The following is a 19,510-nucleotide window of genomic DNA, read 5'->3' on the forward strand; positions in this document are numbered from 1 at the left end:
TATTACTAGATTAACCTACTGTTAAAAAGCAGAGTTGAGCTTTCTTTTAAATTTAAGGTGGATTTATGCCGAACAAATAAATACTCTTTTAAATTAGAAACAAATGTTAAAAATAAAAATGTTATAAACATCATTATGTTAATTACTTTTTGTAGTCTTTTTCTATTTAAAATTGTTAATTAATGCACTTTATCTATAAAATATTACACTTTATCGATATTTTTTTTGGTAGTTCGATTTAAACTTTTTACTTTCGATGTGTTAAATAGCGAGAAAATAGAAAAAACAACCTTAAAAACCCCAATCGAAATGTCAAAAAACAAACAAAAAAGTAAAAAAACAATTAGTAAACTTCAAATAATGGCGCAAAATCGTCACTTGAACGAGTTTTTGGGTTGTTTGTAGAAAAATTTGGGTACGGTAGTATTTAAGTATATAATTTAGCCGGCAGATAGTAAGACCCAAAAAAACTATTAACCTATATGCCTACATCCCAAAACACTTCACGCCCGAATTTATTTCGTAAAACTTTTTGTAAAATTATTTTCAATCACTAATTGTATGAAAACAAATAGCCCAAATGTATTATTTAACCACCAAGCAATGCTATTGCTTGAAAACACAAGTCAAGTCATGAAACAAAAACTATTATTAATTCTAATGCTAGTTTCTTTTTGCTCCGTCAGCTTTGCCCAAGGCACACGAGCTATTCAAGGAAGAGCTATCATTGTAACCGATGTGAATTCCATTCTATTTACAGATGGTACAACAGGTAGAATTGCAACTAATGCTGCAATTAATACTGAACGACTGCGAAATTTGATAACAGAGGTTCAATCTTCTACGTATTTTTTCGAAGGAGCGGTGCACACTTATGGTGATGCGCCTACAAATCTTTTTACTGATTTAGGTTCACTAAACCAGTTGAACACTTCAATTACTTTGAAAGAGAATATCGAAATTGCTACAGTTCGTATCAATTCTTCAAGTGAATTAAACTCGACTATTGATTTAGCTTCATTTTCAAATTTCCCTAATTTGAAATACATCTATTTTATTACCAAGTTGGATACTACTAGCGAAAATATTGCTAGCCATATTGCCAATTATGATACTAGATTTAACATATTATACAAAATAGATAAAGGAGATCGTAATCAATAAAAATTGATAAAAAGAGACTATATGAAAAATTTATACTTTAACTCAATCGCAAAAAAACGTAAGCATGTTGTTGCAATGCTGATTATCCTTTTAGGATTTTCAACTACAATAAATGCTCAGGTTAGAAAAGCTTTTACCCAAAGAACCTCAAGTTACAGTCCGACAAGAACGGTTTATAATTTGAAAGGTGATTTTACTATGATGGGTAATACGAACCTTACACCACAGTTTTACACCGCTTCAACAAATAATAATGACGCGACAATGGTGTTTGTTGATACTGATGGTGATTCCAGCACATTCAACTCCTCTTCTTCTACATTGGTAATTCCAGTAGAAAACGGATCAACTCCATCTTGTTCAAACATTGTGTATGCAGGTTTGTATTGGACAGGAAGATCTAATTCTGCAAATGTATTCAATGTGACTAAAAATGGTGTTACAAAATCATTCAATAAAAGAGTTGTAAAACTTAAAGGTCCTGCAGCATCTGGTTATACAGAAATAACTGCGGGAACAAATGATATTTATTATCCTACGACCAGTGATGATTTCATCTTTTCGGCTTACGCTGAAGTTACAGATTACGTAAGAACTAATGGTATCGGACAGTATACTGTTGCAGATTTAGCGCTACGCGAAGGTAATCCTGGTGGAACAGGATACTCTGGTGGATGGGGTATGATTATTGTTTATGAAAACTCTAAAATGAAATGGAGAGATGTAACCATTTTTGATGGTTATGCTTATGTAGAAGCAGGAAATTCAGCTGCTGGAATTCAATTGCCTATTTCTGGTTTTAACGCTACTCAATCGGGTAATGTTGGAATGAAAATTGGTTTTATGGCCAGTGAAGGTGATGTTGGTTACACTGGTGACTATTTCAGAATTAGAAATCTACAATCGAATACCTATACAACACTAAGTAGAAATTCAAATGGTGTTGTTCCTAATCCGGATAACTTTTTTAATTCCTCTATCAATGCTCCCGGAACAAGAACGCCAAACTTAGCGAATAATACGGGTATCGACATTGGAATAATTAACATTCCAAATACTAACAACAGTATTATTGGAAATAATCAAACGTCTACACGATTCTTGTACGGTACTAATGGAGACACGTACTCTATTTTTAATATTGCCATGTCTGTTGATGCCTACGTTCCAGAAGCGGAAGGTATAATTACAGCTACTACGATCAATAACCAACCAGCAGTTCAGCCTTATTCAATTCAACCGAATCAGGAAGCTGGATTTAGCATTGATGTTAGAAACCTAGGTACAGAAGCTATTTCAAATTATAAAGTAGTAATTCCTGTTCCTTACAATACTACATATGTTCCTGGAAGTGCCAGTGGCACCATATTTTATACAACGCCAAACACAACAATAACCGGAACCTTTGATCCTTCATTAGGAGCTACTGGTTCTGTGGTGTGGAACTTTGGAACTTTGCCTTTACCAGCAAGTCCAAGCACATTATTAGCCAGACTATCATTTAAATTAAAGGCTACTACTGATTGTGAAATTTTAGCTAATGCAACTTGCTCTAGCGTAATTGCTGTGAACGGAAACTCAACCGGAATTGGTAGTACAACGAATGTTGCGCTTAATAATTCTGCATTAATACAAGGATATACACAAAATGGAAGTTGTATTGGTGAACCAATACCTACTCCTATCAATGTTCCAATCAATGCTACAAGTTTTGTGCAACAAAGCTGCCCTGGTACTGATATTATCAGAAATTTTTCATATTGTAGTGCTAACACCACAGTGTTGCCCTCACAAATTGCCTCTAATTTCCCTCTTGGATCGCTATTTTATAATTCGTTCCCAGTTACAATAAATTCTGTTCAGTATACAGAAACAACTCCTCTTCCGCTAGTAGCAGGTTCAACTGTTACTTACTATGCTGTTCCTCCAGGAGGCGGCAGCGGATGTAATTTTCCTTTTACTATTACTAAATGCCCGGTCATTGTTGCGCAAAATGACGCTTTAACTGGTGGTAATGGTACAACTGGAAATCCTAATGCAGGAAATGTTTTAAACAATAACGGTAGTGGTTCGGATACTTTAAATGGTGTACAAGCTTCTATTAGTCAAGTAAACATAACTGTTACTACTCCTGCAACATCTATTGGTGGAAATCCAGTACCAGTATTAGACCCTATAACTGGTCAAGTAGCTGTTCCTGCTGGAACGCCTGCTGGAACATATACTATTGTTTACAACTTGTGCGAAAAATTAAATCCAACTACAAACTGTGATCCTGCAACGGTAACTATTACGGTTACTGCTCCTGCTATTGTTGCTCAAAATGACACTATTGCTGGAGGAAATGGAACTGCTGGGAATCCTAATGCAGGTAATGTTTTAAACAATAATGGAAATGGACCGGATACTTTAAATGGTAATCCTGCAACTATTTCTTTAGTAACTATTGCAATTACAACTCCTGCAACTTCTATTGGCGGTGCACCAGTTCCAACGATAGACATTGCATCTGGACAAATTTCTGTTCCTGCTGGAACTCCAGCTGGTACTTATACAATTGTTTACAATCTTTGTGAAAGATTAAATCCAGCAAATTGTGATCCTGCAACCGTAACAATTACGGTTACTGCTGGAACTATTATTGCTCAAGATGATACTATGTCTGGTGGCAACGGAATGAATGGAAATCCAAATGCTGGTAATGTTTTAAACGATAATAGCAACGGTCCTGACACTTTAAACGGTACTCCAGTTTCTATTGCTCAAGTTATTATATCTGTAACTACTCCAGCAACTCCTATTGGTGGAGCTTCAGTTCCAACATTAGTTCCTGCTACTGGACAAGTTTATGTTCCTGCCGGAACTCCTGCCGGGACCTATACAATTGTCTATAATTTATGTGAACGATTAAATCCAACAAATTGTGATCCTGCTACAGTTACTATTACAGTTACTGCTCCTGCAATTATTGCTCAAGATGATACTATGTCGGGTGGAAATGGAGCCAACGGAAATCCTAACGCTGGAAACGTATTATTTGATAATGGAAATGGTCCTGATACTTTAAATGGTGGTATAGCACCTCTTGCATTGGTTAACATTACTGTTACCACTCCTGCAACATCTATTGGTGGAAATCCTGTCCCTGTTTTGAATCCTTTAACAGGTTTAGTTTCTGTTCCTGCTAATACTCCAGCCGGAAATTATACAATTGTTTACAATTTATGCGAAAGATTAAATCCAACAAATTGTGATCCTGCCACGGTAACAATTACAGTTACAGCTCCTGCTATCGTTGCTCAAGATGATACAATTAGTGGTGGTAATGGAACCACAGGAAATCCTAATGCTGGTAATGTTTTGAATAATAACGGAAATGGTCCAGATACCTTAAATGGTAATCCTGCTACTACTTCTCTAGTTACTATCGCAATTACTACTCCTGCAACCTCTATTGGTGGTGCTCCAGTACCTACAATAGATACTGCTTCGGGACAAATTTCTGTTCCTGGCGGAACTCCTGCCGGAACGTATACAATCGTTTATAACTTATGCGAAAGATTAAATCCAACAAACTGTGATCCTGCTACAGTAACTATTACAGTAACAGCTCCTGCAATTATTGCTCAAGATGATACTATTAGTGGTGGGAATGGAACTACAGGAAATTCTAACGTTGGAAATGTCTTGAATAATAACGGAAATGGTTTAGATACTTTAAATGGAAACCCTGCCACTATATCAGCGGTTACTATCGCCATTACTACTCCTGCAACTTCTATTGGTGGTGCTCCAATGCCTACAATAGATGCGGCTTCGGGACAAATTTCTGTTCCTGCCGGAACTCCTGCTGGAACATATACTATCGTTTACAATTTATGCGAAAGATTAAATCCAACAAACTGTGATCCTGCAACGGTAATCATTACTGTTACTGCTCCTATTATTGTTGCCGAAGATGACAACTATTTGAACACTTCTTGCTCAAATGTTGGTTTAATTGGAAATATATTAAGTAATGACTCTTTAAATAATGTTTTAGGTCTTACGACTGCGTCTGTAAATCTAACTTTATTAAGTGGTACTTACGATAATATAAATATTGATACTCTTGGAAATGTAAATTTAACTGCAATTGCTAGTTGTGGTACTTATACTTTTACCTATAAAATTTGTGAAAAATTAAACCCAACTAATTGCGATGAAGCAACAGTAACTGTAGTTATTCAAGATTTAATTGCACCAACATTCACAGCTCCTGCGAATACTGAGATATTCACTGCTGCGGATTGTTCATACGATGCTGCTGCTGCAATTACTGGTGATGTAACTAACGAAGCAGACAACTGCTCTACTGGCTTACAAGCTACCTTTACAGATAGCGTTGCCGATGGTCAGTGTGCTGGTTCAAAAGTAATTACTCGTACTTGGACTCTTGTGGATGCGTGTGGTAATGCTGCGGCTCCTCAGACACAAACTATTACGGTTACTGATAACATTGCTCCAACATTCACAGCGCCTGCGGATACTGAGACATTCACTGCTGCGGATTGTTCATACGATGCTGCTGCTGCAATTACAGGTGATGTAACTAACGAAGCAGACAACTGCTCTACTGGCTTACAAGCTACCTTTACAGATAGCGTTGCCGATGGTCAGTGTGCTGGTTCAAAAGTAATTACTCGTACTTGGACTCTTGTGGATGCGTGTGGTAATGCTGCGGCTCCTCAGACTCAAACTATTACGGTTACTGATAACATCGCTCCTACATTCACAGCTCCTGCGAATACTGAGATATTCACTGCTGCGGATTGTTCTTACGATGCTGCTGCTGCAATTACTGGTGATGTAACTAACGAAGCAGACAACTGCTCTACTGGCTTACAAGCTACCTTTACAGATAGCGTTGCCGATGGTCAGTGTGCTGGTTCAAAAGTAATTACTCGTACTTGGACTCTTGTGGATGCGTGCGGTAATGCTGCGGCTCCTCAGACTCAAACTATTACGGTTACTGATAACATCGCTCCTACATTCACAGCTCCTGCGAATACTGAGATATTCACTGCTGCGGATTGTTCATACGATGCTGCTGCTGCAATTACTGGTGATGTAACTAACGAAGCTGACAACTGCTCTACTGGCTTACAAGCTACCTTTACAGATAGCGTTGCCGATGGTCAGTGTGCTGGTTCAAAAGTAATTACTCGTACTTGGACTCTTGTGGATGCGTGTGGTAATGCTGCGGCTCCTCAGACACAAACTATTACGGTTACTGATAACATTGCTCCTACGTTCACAGCGCCTGCGAATACTGAGATATTCACTGCTGCGGATTGTTCTTACGATGCTGCTGCTGCAATTACTGGTGATGTAACTAACGAAGCAGACAACTGCTCTACTGGCTTACAAGCTACCTTTACAGATAGCGTTGCCGATGGTCAGTGTGCTGGTTCAAAAGTAATTACTCGTACTTGGACTCTTGTGGATGCGTGCGGTAATGCTGCGGCTCCTCAGACTCAAACTATTACGGTTACTGATAACATTGCTCCTACATTCACAGCTCCTGCGAATACTGAGATATTCACTGCTGCGGATTGTTCATACGATGCTGCTGCTGCAATTACTGGTGATGTAACTAACGAAGCAGACAACTGCTCTACTGGCTTACAAGCTACCTTTACAGATAGCGTTGCCGATGGTCAGTGTGCTGGTTCAAAAGTAATTACTCGTACTTGGACTCTTGTGGATGCGTGTGGTAATGCTGCGGCTCCTCAGACACAAACTATTACGGTTACTGATAACATTGCTCCTACGTTCACAGCTCCTGCGAATACTGAGATATTCACTGCTGCGGATTGTTCATACGATGCTGCTGCTGCAATTACTGGTGATGTAACTAACGAAGCAGACAACTGCTCTACTGGCTTACAAGCTACCTTTACAGATAGCGTTGCTGATGGTCAGTGTGCTGGTTCAAAAGTAATTACTCGTACTTGGACTCTTGTGGATGCGTGTGGTAATGCTGCGGCTCCTCAGACTCAAACTATTACGGTTACTGATAACATCGCTCCTACATTCACAGCTCCTGCGAATACTGAGATATTCACTGCTGCGGATTGTTCATACGATGCTGCTGCTGCAATTACTGGTGATGTAACTAACGAAGCTGACAACTGCTCTACTGGCTTACAAGCTACCTTTACAGATAGCGTTGCCGATGGTCAGTGTGCTGGTTCGAAAGTAATTACACGTACTTGGACTCTTGTGGATGCGTGTGGTAATGCTGCGGCTCCTCAAACTCAAACTATTACGGTTACTGATAACATTGCTCCTACGTTCACAGCTCCTGCGAATACTGAGATATTCACTGCTGCGGATTGTTCATACGATGCTGCTGCTGCAATTACTGGTGATGTAACTAACGAAGCAGACAACTGCTCTACTGGCTTACAAGCTACCTTTACAGATAGCGTTGCCGATGGTCAGTGTGCTGGTTCAAAAGTAATTACTCGTACTTGGACTCTTGTGGATGCGTGTGGTAATGCTGCGGCTCCTCAGACTCAAACTATTACGGTTACTGATAACATCGCTCCTACATTCACAGCTCCTGCGAATACTGAGATATTCACTGCTGCGGATTGTTCTTACGATGCTGCTGCTGCAATTACTGGTGATGTAACTAACGAAGCAGACAACTGCTCTACTGGCTTACAAGCTACCTTTACAGATAGCGTAGCCGATGGTCAGTGTGCTGGTTCGAAAGTAATTACACGTACTTGGACTCTTGTGGATGCTTGTGGTAATGCTGCGGCTCCTCAGACACAAACTATTACGGTTACTGATAACATTGCTCCAACATTCACAGCTCCTGCGAATACTGAGATATTCACTGCTGCGGATTGTTCATACGATGCTGCTGCTGCAATTACTGGTGATGTAACTAACGAAGCAGACAACTGCTCTACTGGCTTACAAGCTACCTTTACAGATAGCGTTGCCGATGGTCAGTGTGCTGGTTCAAAAGTAATTACTCGTACTTGGACTCTTGTGGATGCTTGTGGTAATGCTGCGGCTCCTCAGACTCAAACTATTACGATTACTGATAACATCGCTCCTACATTCACAGCTCCTGCGAATACTGAGATATTCACTGCTGCGGATTGTTCTTACGATGCTGCTGCTGCAATTACTGGTGATGTAACTAACGAAGCAGACAACTGCTCTACTGGCTTACAAGCTACCTTTACAGATAGCGTAGCCGATGGTCAGTGTGCTGGTTCAAAAGTAATTACTCGTACTTGGACTCTTGTGGATGCTTGTGGTAATGCTGCGGCTCCTCAGACTCAAACTATTACGGTTACTGATAACATTGCTCCTACGTTCACAGCGCCTGCGAATACTGAGATATTCACTGCTGCGGATTGTTCTTACGATGCTGCTGCTGCAATTACTGGTGATGTAACTAACGAAGCAGACAACTGCTCTACTGGCTTACAAGCTACCTTTACAGATAGCGTTGCCGATGGTCAGTGTGCTGGTTCAAAAGTAATTACTCGTACTTGGACTCTTGTGGATGCGTGCGGTAATGCTGCGGCTCCTCAGACTCAAACTATTACGGTTACTGATAACATTGCTCCTACATTCACAGCTCCTGCGAATACTGAGATATTCACTGCTGCGGATTGTTCATACGATGCTGCTGCTGCAATTACTGGTGATGTAACTAACGAAGCAGACAACTGCTCTACTGGCTTACAAGCTACCTTTACAGATAGCGTTGCCGATGGTCAGTGTGCTGGTTCAAAAGTAATTACTCGTACTTGGACTCTTGTGGATGCGTGTGGTAATGCTGCGGCTCCTCAGACACAAACTATTACGGTTACTGATAACATTGCTCCTACGTTCACAGCTCCTGCGAATACTGAGATATTCACTGCTGCGGATTGTTCATACGATGCTGCTGCTGCAATTACTGGTGATGTAACTAACGAAGCAGACAACTGCTCTACTGGCTTACAAGCTACCTTTACAGATAGCGTTGCTGATGGTCAGTGTGCTGGTTCAAAAGTAATTACACGTACTTGGACTCTTGTGGATGCGTGTGGTAATGCTGCGGCTCCTCAGACTCAAACTATTACGGTTACTGATAACATCGCTCCTACATTCACAGCTCCTGCGAATACTGAGATATTCACTGCTGCGGATTGTTCATACGATGCTGCTGCTGCAATTACTGGTGATGTAACTAACGAAGCTGACAACTGCTCTACTGGCTTACAAGCTACCTTTACAGATAGCGTTGCCGATGGTCAGTGTGCTGGTTCGAAAGTAATTACACGTACTTGGACTCTTGTGGATGCTTGTGGTAATGCTGCGGCTCCTCAGACTCAAACTATTACGGTTACTGATAACATTGCTCCAACATTCACAGCTCAAGCTTCAAATATTGTAGTTGAATGTGATGGAACTGGAAATGAAAATGCATTAAATAATTGGTTAAACAACAATGGTGGTGCTATTACAACAGACAATTGTTCAAATGTAACATGGACAAATAATTTTAATCAAATATCAGGTGATTGTTCAGCCGCTGTTACAGTAACATTTACAGTGACAGATGCTTGTAACAATTCATCTTCAACTACTGCGACATTTACAGTGAGTGATACTGTACCTCCAACATTTACAGCTCCGGCAAACATTGAGCTATTCAGTACAGTTAATTGTTCATACGATGCTACTATCACTATCACAGGTGATGTAACTAACGAAGCAGACAACTGTTCTCCTGGCTTACAAGCTACCTTTACAGATAGCGTAGCCGATGGTCAGTGTGCTGGTTCAAAAGTAATTACTCGTACTTGGACTCTTGTGGATGCTTGTGGTAATGCTGCGGCTCCTCAGACTCAAACTATTACGGTTACTGATAACATCGCTCCTACATTCACAGCTCCTGCGAATACTGAGATATTCACTGCTGCGGATTGTTCTTACGATGCTGCTGCTGCAATTACTGGTGATGTAACTAACGAAGCAGACAACTGCTCTACTGGCTTACAAGCTACCTTTACAGATAGCGTTGCCGATGGTCAGTGTGCTGGTTCAAAAGTAATTACTCGTACTTGGACTCTTGTGGATGCGTGCGGTAATGCTGCGGCTCCTCAGACTCAAACTATTACGGTTACTGATAACATCGCTCCTACATTCACAGCTCCTGCGAATACTGAGATATTCACTGCTGCGGATTGTTCATACGATGCTGCTGCTGCAATTACTGGTGATGTAACTAACGAAGCTGACAACTGCTCTACTGGCTTACAAGCTACCTTTACGGATAGCGTAGCCGATGGTCAGTGTGCTGGTTCGAAAGTAATTACACGTACTTGGACTCTTGTGGATGCTTGTGGTAATGCTGCGGCTCCTCAAACTCAAACCATTACGGTTACTGATAACATTGCTCCTACGTTCACAGCTCCTGCGAATACTGAGATATTCACTGCTGCGGATTGTTCATACGATGCTGCTGCTGCAATTACTGGTGATGTAACTAACGAAGCAGACAACTGCTCTACTGGCTTACAAGCTACCTTTACAGATAGCGTTGCCGATGGTCAGTGTGCTGGTTCAAAAGTAATTACTCGTACTTGGACTCTTGTGGATGCGTGTGGTAATGCTGCGGCTCCTCAGACACAAACTATTACGGTTACTGATAACATTGCTCCAACATTCACAGCGCCTGCGGATACTGAGATATTCACTGCTGCGGATTGTTCATACGATGCTGCTGCTGCAATTACAGGTGATGTAACTAACGAAGCAGACAACTGCTCTACTGGCTTACAAGCTACCTTTACAGATAGCGTTGCCGATGGTCAGTGTGCTGGTTCAAAAGTAATTACTCGTACTTGGACTCTTGTGGATGCGTGTGGTAATGCTGCGGCTCCTCAGACTCAAACTATTACGGTTACTGATAACATCTCTCCTACATTCACAGCTCCTGCGAATACTGAGATATTCACTGCTGCGGATTGTTCATACGATGCTGCTGCTGCAATTACTGGTGATGTAACTAACGAAGCAGACAACTGCTCTACTGGTTTACAAGCTACCTTTACAGATAGCGTTGCCGATGGTCAGTGTGCTGGTTCAAAAGTAATTACTCGTACTTGGACTCTTGTGGATGCGTGTGGTAATGCTGCGGCTCCTCAGACTCAAACCATTACGGTTACTGATAACATTGCTCCTACGTTCACAGCTCCTGCGAATACTGAGATATTCACTGCTGCGGATTGTTCTTACGATGCTGCTGCTGCAATTACTGGTGATGTAACTAACGAAGCAGACAACTGCTCTACTGGCTTACAAGCTACCTTTACAGATAGCGTTGCCGATGGTCAGTGTGCTGGTTCGAAAGTAATTACTCGTACTTGGACTCTTGTGGATGCGTGTGGTAATGCTGCGGCTCCTCAGACTCAAACTATTACGGTTACTGATAACATCGCTCCTACGTTCACAGCTCCTGCGAATACTGAGATATTCACTGCTGCGGATTGTTCATACGATGCTGCTGCTGCAATTACTGGTGATGTAACTAACGAAGCAGACAACTGCTCTACTGGCTTACAAGCTACCTTTACAGATAGCGTTGCCGATGGTCAGTGTGCTGGTTCGAAAGTAATTACACGTACTTGGACTCTTGTGGATGCTTGTGGTAATGCTGCTGCTCCTCAGACTCAAACTATTACGGTTACTGATAACATTGCTCCAACATTCACAGCTCCTGCGGATACTGAGATATTCACTGCTGCGGATTGTTCTTACGATGCTGCTGCTGCAATTACTGGTGATGTAACTAACGAAGCAGACAACTGCTCTACTGGTTTACAAGCTACCTTTACAGATAGCGTTGCCGATGGTCAGTGTGCTGGTTCGAAAGTAATTACTCGTACTTGGACTCTTGTGGATGCGTGTGGTAATGCTGCGGCTCCTCAGACTCAAACTATTACGGTTACTGATAACATTGCTCCTACGTTCACAGCTCCTGCGAATACTGAGATATTCACTGCTGCGGATTGTTCATACGATGCTGCTGCTGCAATTACTGGTGATGTAACTAACGAAGCAGACAACTGCTCTACTGGCTTACAAGCTACCTTTACAGATAGCGTTGCCGATGGTCAGTGTGCTGGTTCAAAAGTAATTACTCGTACTTGGACTCTTGTGGATGCTTGTGGTAATGCTGCGGCTCCTCAGACACAAACTATTACGGTTACTGATAACATTGCTCCTACGTTCACAGCGCCTGCGGATACTGAGATATTCACTGCTGCGGATTGTTCATACGATGCTGCTGCTGCAATTACTGGTGATGTAACTAACGAAGCAGACAACTGCTCTACTGGCTTACAAGCTACCTTTACAGATAGCGTTGCCGATGGTCAGTGTGCTGGTTCAAAAGTAATTACTCGTACTTGGACTCTTGTGGATGCGTGTGGTAATGCTGCGGCTCCTCAGACTCAAACTATTACGGTTACTGATAACATTGCTCCTACGTTCACAGCTCCTGCGAATACTGAGATATTCACTGCTGCGGATTGTTCATACGATGCTGCTGCTGCAATTACTGGTGATGTAACTAACGAAGCAGACAACTGCTCTACTGGCTTACAAGCTACCTTTACAGATAGCGTTGCCGATGGTCAGTGTGCTGGTTCAAAAGTAATTACTCGTACTTGGACTCTTGTGGATGCTTGTGGTAATGCTGCGGCTCCTCAGACTCAAACTATTACGGTTACTGATAACATTGCACCAGTTGCTCCTCAAGCTCCGGCTCCGATATCAGCTACTTGTAGTGGTGAAGTTCCTGCCATGATTTCGCTTACAGCAATTGACAATTGTAATGGTGCTATTACTGTATCAGGAGTTGATACTATTACTGCAGGAAGTTGTGCAAACTCTTTCACTGTAACCAGAACATGGACGTTTATTGATGCATGTGGAAATAGATCTTCAGCAACGCAAATAATAAGTGTTAATGATAACGTTGCTCCTACTTTTGACCAGGCAGCACCAACAAATACTATTGCATCATGTGATAATATTCCGGCTCCAGCTCAATTAACAGCAACTGATAACTGTGGAACTGCTACCGTTAATATGACTGAAACAATATTAGCTGGAAACTGTCCTTCTAACTATCAAATAGTAAGAACATGGATTGCAAATGATACTTGTGGAAATAACAGTGCACCTATAACACAAACTATAGACGTTTCAGACACCGTTGGACCACAAATTATAAATACACCTGCTAGTCCGATTGCAGTAAATTGTGATGCCATTCCAGTTGCTCCAGTATTGACTGCAGCTGATTTCACCGATAATTGTTCTACAGTTGGTACACCAGTATACACATTTGTACAAACAGAACCTGATACAGATGGTACATATACAATCACAAGAACTTGGACCGTTGCTGACTCATGTGGTAAGACAACCACTGTAACTCAAATTATCAATGTAACACAAACAACAACGATATCTGAAGTTCCTGCAACAAGTTGTACTGGTGAAGATTTTGCTTACAACTTACGTAACTTAACACCTACTCCAAGTGATATTCCTGTAGATGCTGTTTGGACAAATGAGGATAACGTTGGTGGTTTTAATGGTACAACATTCAATGCAGATGGAATTGCTTTAGGAGTATATACATTCTCATATACTATTACAACAGGTGATTGTCCTAGAAAAATTGAAATCAAGATGACTGTTAATGATGATTGTGTTATTGAGCCTTGTGAATTAATTGTTGTTCACAATGCCTTCACTCCAAATGGAGATTCATTCAACCAATTCTTTAACATTGAACATATTGAAGATACTGCTTGTTACCCAACTAATAAAGTTGAAATTTACAACCGTTGGGGAGTTTTAGTTTATGAAACTAAAAATTATGACAACAATACCCGAAGATTTGAAGGTATTTCTGAAGGAAGATCTACAGTTAGCAAATCAGAAGAATTGCCAACCGGTACTTATTTCTACATCATTGAGTGGACAACACCTACAGGAGAGACTTTCAACAAAGACGGATACTTATACCTTACTAGATAAAAACCCTACTAATTCCTGAGGGTTGAAAAACCCTCAGGATAAAAAATAGAAAATATGAGAACAAAAATTTTAATTTTCGCATTGATGTTAACGTGTTATAGTGGTTTTGCACAACAAGACGCACAGTATACCCAATACATGTACAACACCATAAACATCAATCCCGCTTATGCAGGATCAAGAGGAGTAATGAGTATCTTTGGTTTGCATCGTACCCAATGGGTAGGATTAGATGGCGCTCCAACTACGAATGCTTTTTCATTGAATACACCAATCAACAATAGTAATTTAGGACTTGGTCTTTCGTTAGTAAATGATAAAATCGGACCTACTAGTGATAACACTTTATCGGCTGATATATCGTATACGATTCCAATGTCAGAAGAGGTGAAATTATCTTTTGGTATTAAAGCATCTGGAAATATTTTCAATCTAGATGTAACTAAATTGAACCCTGCCAATGCTGGTGACCCTAACCTTACTGGTTTTAACAATGAATTTTCTCCAAACTTTGGAGCTGGAGTTTACCTTCACTCTGACAAATACTATTTAGGTCTTTCTGTTCCTAACTTTTTACAGGATTCTAAATACAGTGACAATGATGTTGCCGTTTTTGAAGAGCGAATGAATTTTTACGCCATTGGAGGTTATGTATTTGATTTGTCTCCATCGATTAAATTCAAACCAGCTTTCTTAACTAAGGTAGTTGCTGGTGCTCCATTACAGGTTGATGGTTCTGCTAACTTTTTATTCTTTGATAAATTGATGTTAGGTGGTGCTTACCGTTGGGACGCTGCTGTGAGTGCATTAGCTGGTTTTCAGATAACAGATGGTTTGTTCGTTGGTTACAGCTATGATATGGAAACCACACGTTTGAGAAAATATAACTCTGGGTCACACGAAATCTTTTTGAGATTTGAGTTGTTCAATAAAGTAAGTAAAATGGTATCACCTAGATTCTTCTAATAACAAGACGATTATGAAAAATAAAATTATATACTTAGTACTTATAACCCTAACTTGTGTTAGCAGTTATTCACAAGCTAGTAAAAAGGAAGTTAAAGGAAATAAGGAGTACGATAAACTTGCTTATATTGATGCCATTAAAACCTATGAAAGAATCTATGCAAAAGGATATAAATCTCCTGATATGCTTCTGAAAATAGGTAATGCTTACTATTTCAATGCTGAATTAGAAAAAGCCAATAAATGGTTTGACGAACTTTATGCTACAAATCCAGATCAAGATGCTGAATTTTACTATCGTTTTGCCCAAACTTTAAGAGCTACAAAAGATTATACCAAATCGGATACTATGATGGCTAAATTTGGAGAAAAAAGCGGTAATGATGCTAGAGCACAGCTTTTCTCTAAAAACAGAAATTATTTAGACGAAATCAAAAACAACTCTGGAAGGTATAAAATTGAAAATGCCGGAATCAACTCTAAGTATTCTGATTACGGAACGGCTTTTATGGGAACTAAGGTTATCTTCTCTTCTGCTCGTGATACTGGGAATTTCTCTAAAAGAATTCACACATGGACTGGACAGTATTTTACCAACCTTTATGGTTCTCCTATCGCTGAAGACGGTTCTTTAGGTGCTGTGGATAAATTCGGAAAAAAAATCAATACTAAATTTCACGAAGATACTCCAGCGTTCACCAAAGACGGAAAAACGGTTTACTTTACTAGAAACAATTACCTTGACAAAAGAGGTTTTGATGCTGGAAAAGTAACCTTATTGAAAATCTATACTGCCAAAGTTGATAAAGACGGAAATTGGAAAGACATTACGCCACTTCCATTTAACAGTGATAGCTATCAGACAGCTCACCCTGCGCTATCTGCAGATGAGAAAACCTTGTACTTTGCTTCTGATATGGAAGGAAGCCGCGGTCAATCTGATTTGTACCGAGTGAAAATTAGTGATGATGGTAGCTTCGGAACTCCGGAAAATCTTGGTGACAAAATCAACACTCCCGGAAGAGAAACATATCCATTTGTAAATGATGATAACGAGCTATACTTTGCTTCTGATGGTCAACCAGGACTTGGAGGATTGGATATCTTTATCACTAAAATTCCAAAAGACGGAAGCTTAGAATTCAAAAAAGTTTTAAATGTTGGTGAAGAAGCGAATAGCTCTAAAGACGATTTTGCGTTAATTATCAATTCTAAAACCAAAAGAGGTTTTTTAAGTTCTAACAGAGATGGCGGACAAGGTAATGATGACATCTACAAATTTGTAGAAACCAGACCTATTTGGTGTGAACAATTGTTACATGGAGTAGTTACTGATGCTCAGACTAAAGCTATTCTGCCTGGTGCTAAAGTGATTCTTTTTGATGAAAAATTCAAACAGCTACAGGAAACAATTGCTGATGCAGAAGGAAAATACGAGTTTAAAGAAGTAGAATGTAATACTAAATATTATGTTAGAACTTCTCTTGAAACGTATACTACTAAAGAATCTCCAGTAATTATTGGTAAAACTGATGGTAAAACAGAGTTGAACATCGAACTTGAAAAATCAGAAAAACAAGTGAAACCTGGTGATGATATTGCTGACGTATTCGGAATCAACTTAATTTATTTCGATTTAGACAAATGGAACATCCGTCCTGATGCTGCTGTGGATTTAGCCAAAGTTTTAGACGTATTAGAACAATATCCAACGATGACCATTGACATCCGTTCTCATACTGACAGTCGTGCTTCACATGCTTATAATGAAAAATTATCAGACAGAAGAGCGAAATCTACCAGAGAATGGTTAATCAAAAATGGTATTGCTGCAAAACGATTAACAGCAAAAGGTTATGGTGAAAACCAACTAGTTAATAAATGTGCTGATGACGTACAATGTACCGAAGAAGAACACCAACTTAACAGAAGAAGTCAATTCATTATTACTAGCTTATAAAATACCTAACCCTTATAATCTAACCCTGAAAAAGTCCCGAATTATCGGGACTTTTTTTTATCTTTGAAATAATGAGAATAAGCAAACTTTTTGGGGATTTTTTTGAAAGTGAAAAAGCAGGTGGTTTTATACTGATAGCGTGTACGTTACTTTCTCTTTTTTTAGCAAACTCCTTTTTAAGTGAAAACTATTTACATCTTTGGCATTATCAAATAGGCGGACATCCCACAGAATATTGGATCAATGATGGCCTAATGACCATCTTCTTTTTACTAATTGGTTTAGAATTAGAACGAGAAGTATACATTGGGGAATTGTCTAATTTAAAAAATGCCTTATTGCCTATTTCAGCAGCCATTGGCGGAATGTTGATTCCCGCTGGATTGTATTTATCGCTTAATTATGGAACAGATACACAATCGGGAGCTGGAATTCCAATGGCAACAGACATCGCTTTTGCGTTAGGAATATTGTCTTTATTAGGAAATCGAGTTCCCATTTCCCTCAAAATATTTTTAACCGCTTTGGCAGTAATTGATGATTTAGGAGCGATTCTGATTATCGCTATCTTTTACACGAAAACATTGGTTTTGACCAATCTCTTTATCTCTTTGGGGATTTTTGCACTACTCCTAGCCTTCAACAGATTGAAAGTGCGAAATCTAATTCCGTATTTAATCGGTGGTGCTTTTATGTGGTATTTTATGCTTAATTCAGGGGTTCATGCCACAATAACCGGAGTTTTATTAGCCTTTGCAATTCCGTTTGGTAATGGTGATGAAAAATCAACTTCTTATCTTTTGCAGCACTTTTTACACAAACCCGTTGCGTTTATCATCTTGCCTCTATTTGCATTAGCGAATACGGCCATCATTATAGATTCTGATTGGACAGCGATAGTGGAACATCCTTACACTATAGGAATTGCACTAGGGTTATTATTAGGAAAACCCATTGGAATTTGGTTGTTTAGTCTACTTTCTGTCAAACTAAAAATTAGTGAACTTCCCGAAGATTTGAACTGGAAATCCATTTTTGGCGTAAGCTTTTTAGGTGGTATTGGTTTTACCATGTCCATTTTCATTACGCTTCTAGCCTTTTCTGACGAAGAACATATTACCAACTCTAAAATCATGATTCTGATTTCGTCGCTTGTAGCAGGAGTACTTGGTTTATTGTATTTAAAGACTACGTTAAAAAAAACTAATCCTTAATTACACTTCTAATACCATTTCCGCTTTTTGAAGTAATAAATCATACCAACAAGCAATAAGAACATAGCGCCTAAAATAATAAAGTAGCCATATTTCCAATGAAGTTCCGGCATATTATCAAAGTTCATTCCGTATACACCAACTATAAACGTAAGGGGCATAAAGAAAACAGAAACTACGGTTAAAGTTTTCATCACTTCATTCATCTTATGATTCTGCGTAGAAAAATAAAAATTAGATGCACTGTCTAAGGTAATCAAATCATATTCTATCTGTTCCAAAAGCTCTAAACATTTTTGATGCAACCGCTCAAAAAAACTATAGGTATCCTGTTCAATCGCATTAAAAACATTATCATCTTTCATACTTTTTATGGAATACAACGAATCTCGTAACGGAATAATAGAACGCTTTAAAAAGTTATAATTATCCCTATGTTTTTCGATTTGCTCTAAAATTTCGGGATTTGTACTTGTTTTAGATACATTAATCAAATCTTCTACTTTGTCTTCTTCATTTTCAATGGTGATGTAGAAATTTTCCATTATGGCATCCAACAACAAATACAATAAGTAATCTGCTTTTTTATCTCTTACAATTCCGGAATGTGTTCGGATTCGTTCCCTTAGATGCGAGAAAAAGTCACTTCGCTTTTCCTGAAACGAAACCAAAAGATTGTTTTTAAGCAAGAAGCTAATTTGCTCCACATTGATCGCGTCACTGTTTTCAATAGGTAAAAGCGATTTTATGTTAAAAAAAAGCACATCATGATATTCATCTAGTTTGGTGCGTTTGGTAGTGTTTAAAATGTCCCCCAGCATGAAATTATCCACATTCAGATGACTTCCAATAGATTTGATAATTTCAATATCATTTAATCCATGTATGTTCAGCCAATTGGTTTTAGAGGTATCAAAGCATTTATCCAATTGCGAAACCTTAAATTCATTATACTCGGTCAAATCATCAGCATCATAAACAAACAGCTGAAGTTCGGTTGCTATTTCCTTGTGGTGCCCTGTATATTCCAACAATGAGGGTTGTACTTTTCTACCTTTTTTGTATTTAATTTTTCTCACGGATTCTAAAT

6 protein-coding genes are annotated in these 19,510 nt (G+C 39.3%); 5 read left to right on the forward strand and 1 reads right to left on the reverse strand.

All coding sequences use genetic code 11. The annotated features are described in order from the left end of the window. Nucleotides 1–561: 561 nt before the first annotated feature. From ACULEU_RS09680 to nhaA, 5 genes are all read left to right on the forward strand, one after another. Entirely contained in the window at nt 562–1,164 is a 603-nt protein-coding gene (locus ACULEU_RS09680) for a hypothetical protein (RefSeq protein WP_445452387.1), read from the forward strand. 21 nt (nt 1,165–1,185) lie between these two features. Beyond that, on the forward strand, nt 1,186–14,280 hold the full coding sequence (locus ACULEU_RS09685) for an HYR-like domain-containing protein (RefSeq protein ID WP_445452388.1): 13,095 nt from the start codon (nt 1,186–1,188) through the stop codon (nt 14,278–14,280). A gap of 54 nt (nt 14,281–14,334) precedes the next feature. Beyond that, nucleotides 14,335–15,246, forward strand: coding sequence for a PorP/SprF family type IX secretion system membrane protein (locus ACULEU_RS09690; RefSeq protein ID WP_445452389.1), 912 nt, complete (start codon nt 14,335–14,337; stop codon nt 15,244–15,246). A gap of 13 nt (nt 15,247–15,259) precedes the next feature. Continuing rightward, nucleotides 15,260–17,206 carry an OmpA family protein gene (locus tag ACULEU_RS09695; protein WP_445452390.1) on the forward strand — a complete coding sequence of 649 codons (1,947 nt, stop codon included), beginning with the start codon at nt 15,260–15,262 and terminating at the stop codon, nt 17,204–17,206. Between the two features lie 71 nt (nt 17,207–17,277). Beyond that, entirely contained in the window at nt 17,278–18,420 is a 1,143-nt protein-coding gene (gene nhaA / locus ACULEU_RS09700) for a Na+/H+ antiporter NhaA (RefSeq protein ID WP_445452391.1), read from the forward strand. Between the two features lie 8 nt (nt 18,421–18,428). Here the strand turns inward: nhaA and corA are convergent, their stop codons facing one another. Next, on the reverse strand, nt 18,429–19,499 hold the full coding sequence (gene corA / locus ACULEU_RS09705; RefSeq protein ID WP_445452392.1) for a magnesium/cobalt transporter CorA: 1,071 nt from the start codon (nt 19,497–19,499) through the stop codon (nt 18,429–18,431). Nucleotides 19,500–19,510 lie beyond the last annotated feature (11 nt).

The sequence above is a fragment of the Flavobacterium sp. 25HG05S-40 genome, assembly GCF_052654735.1.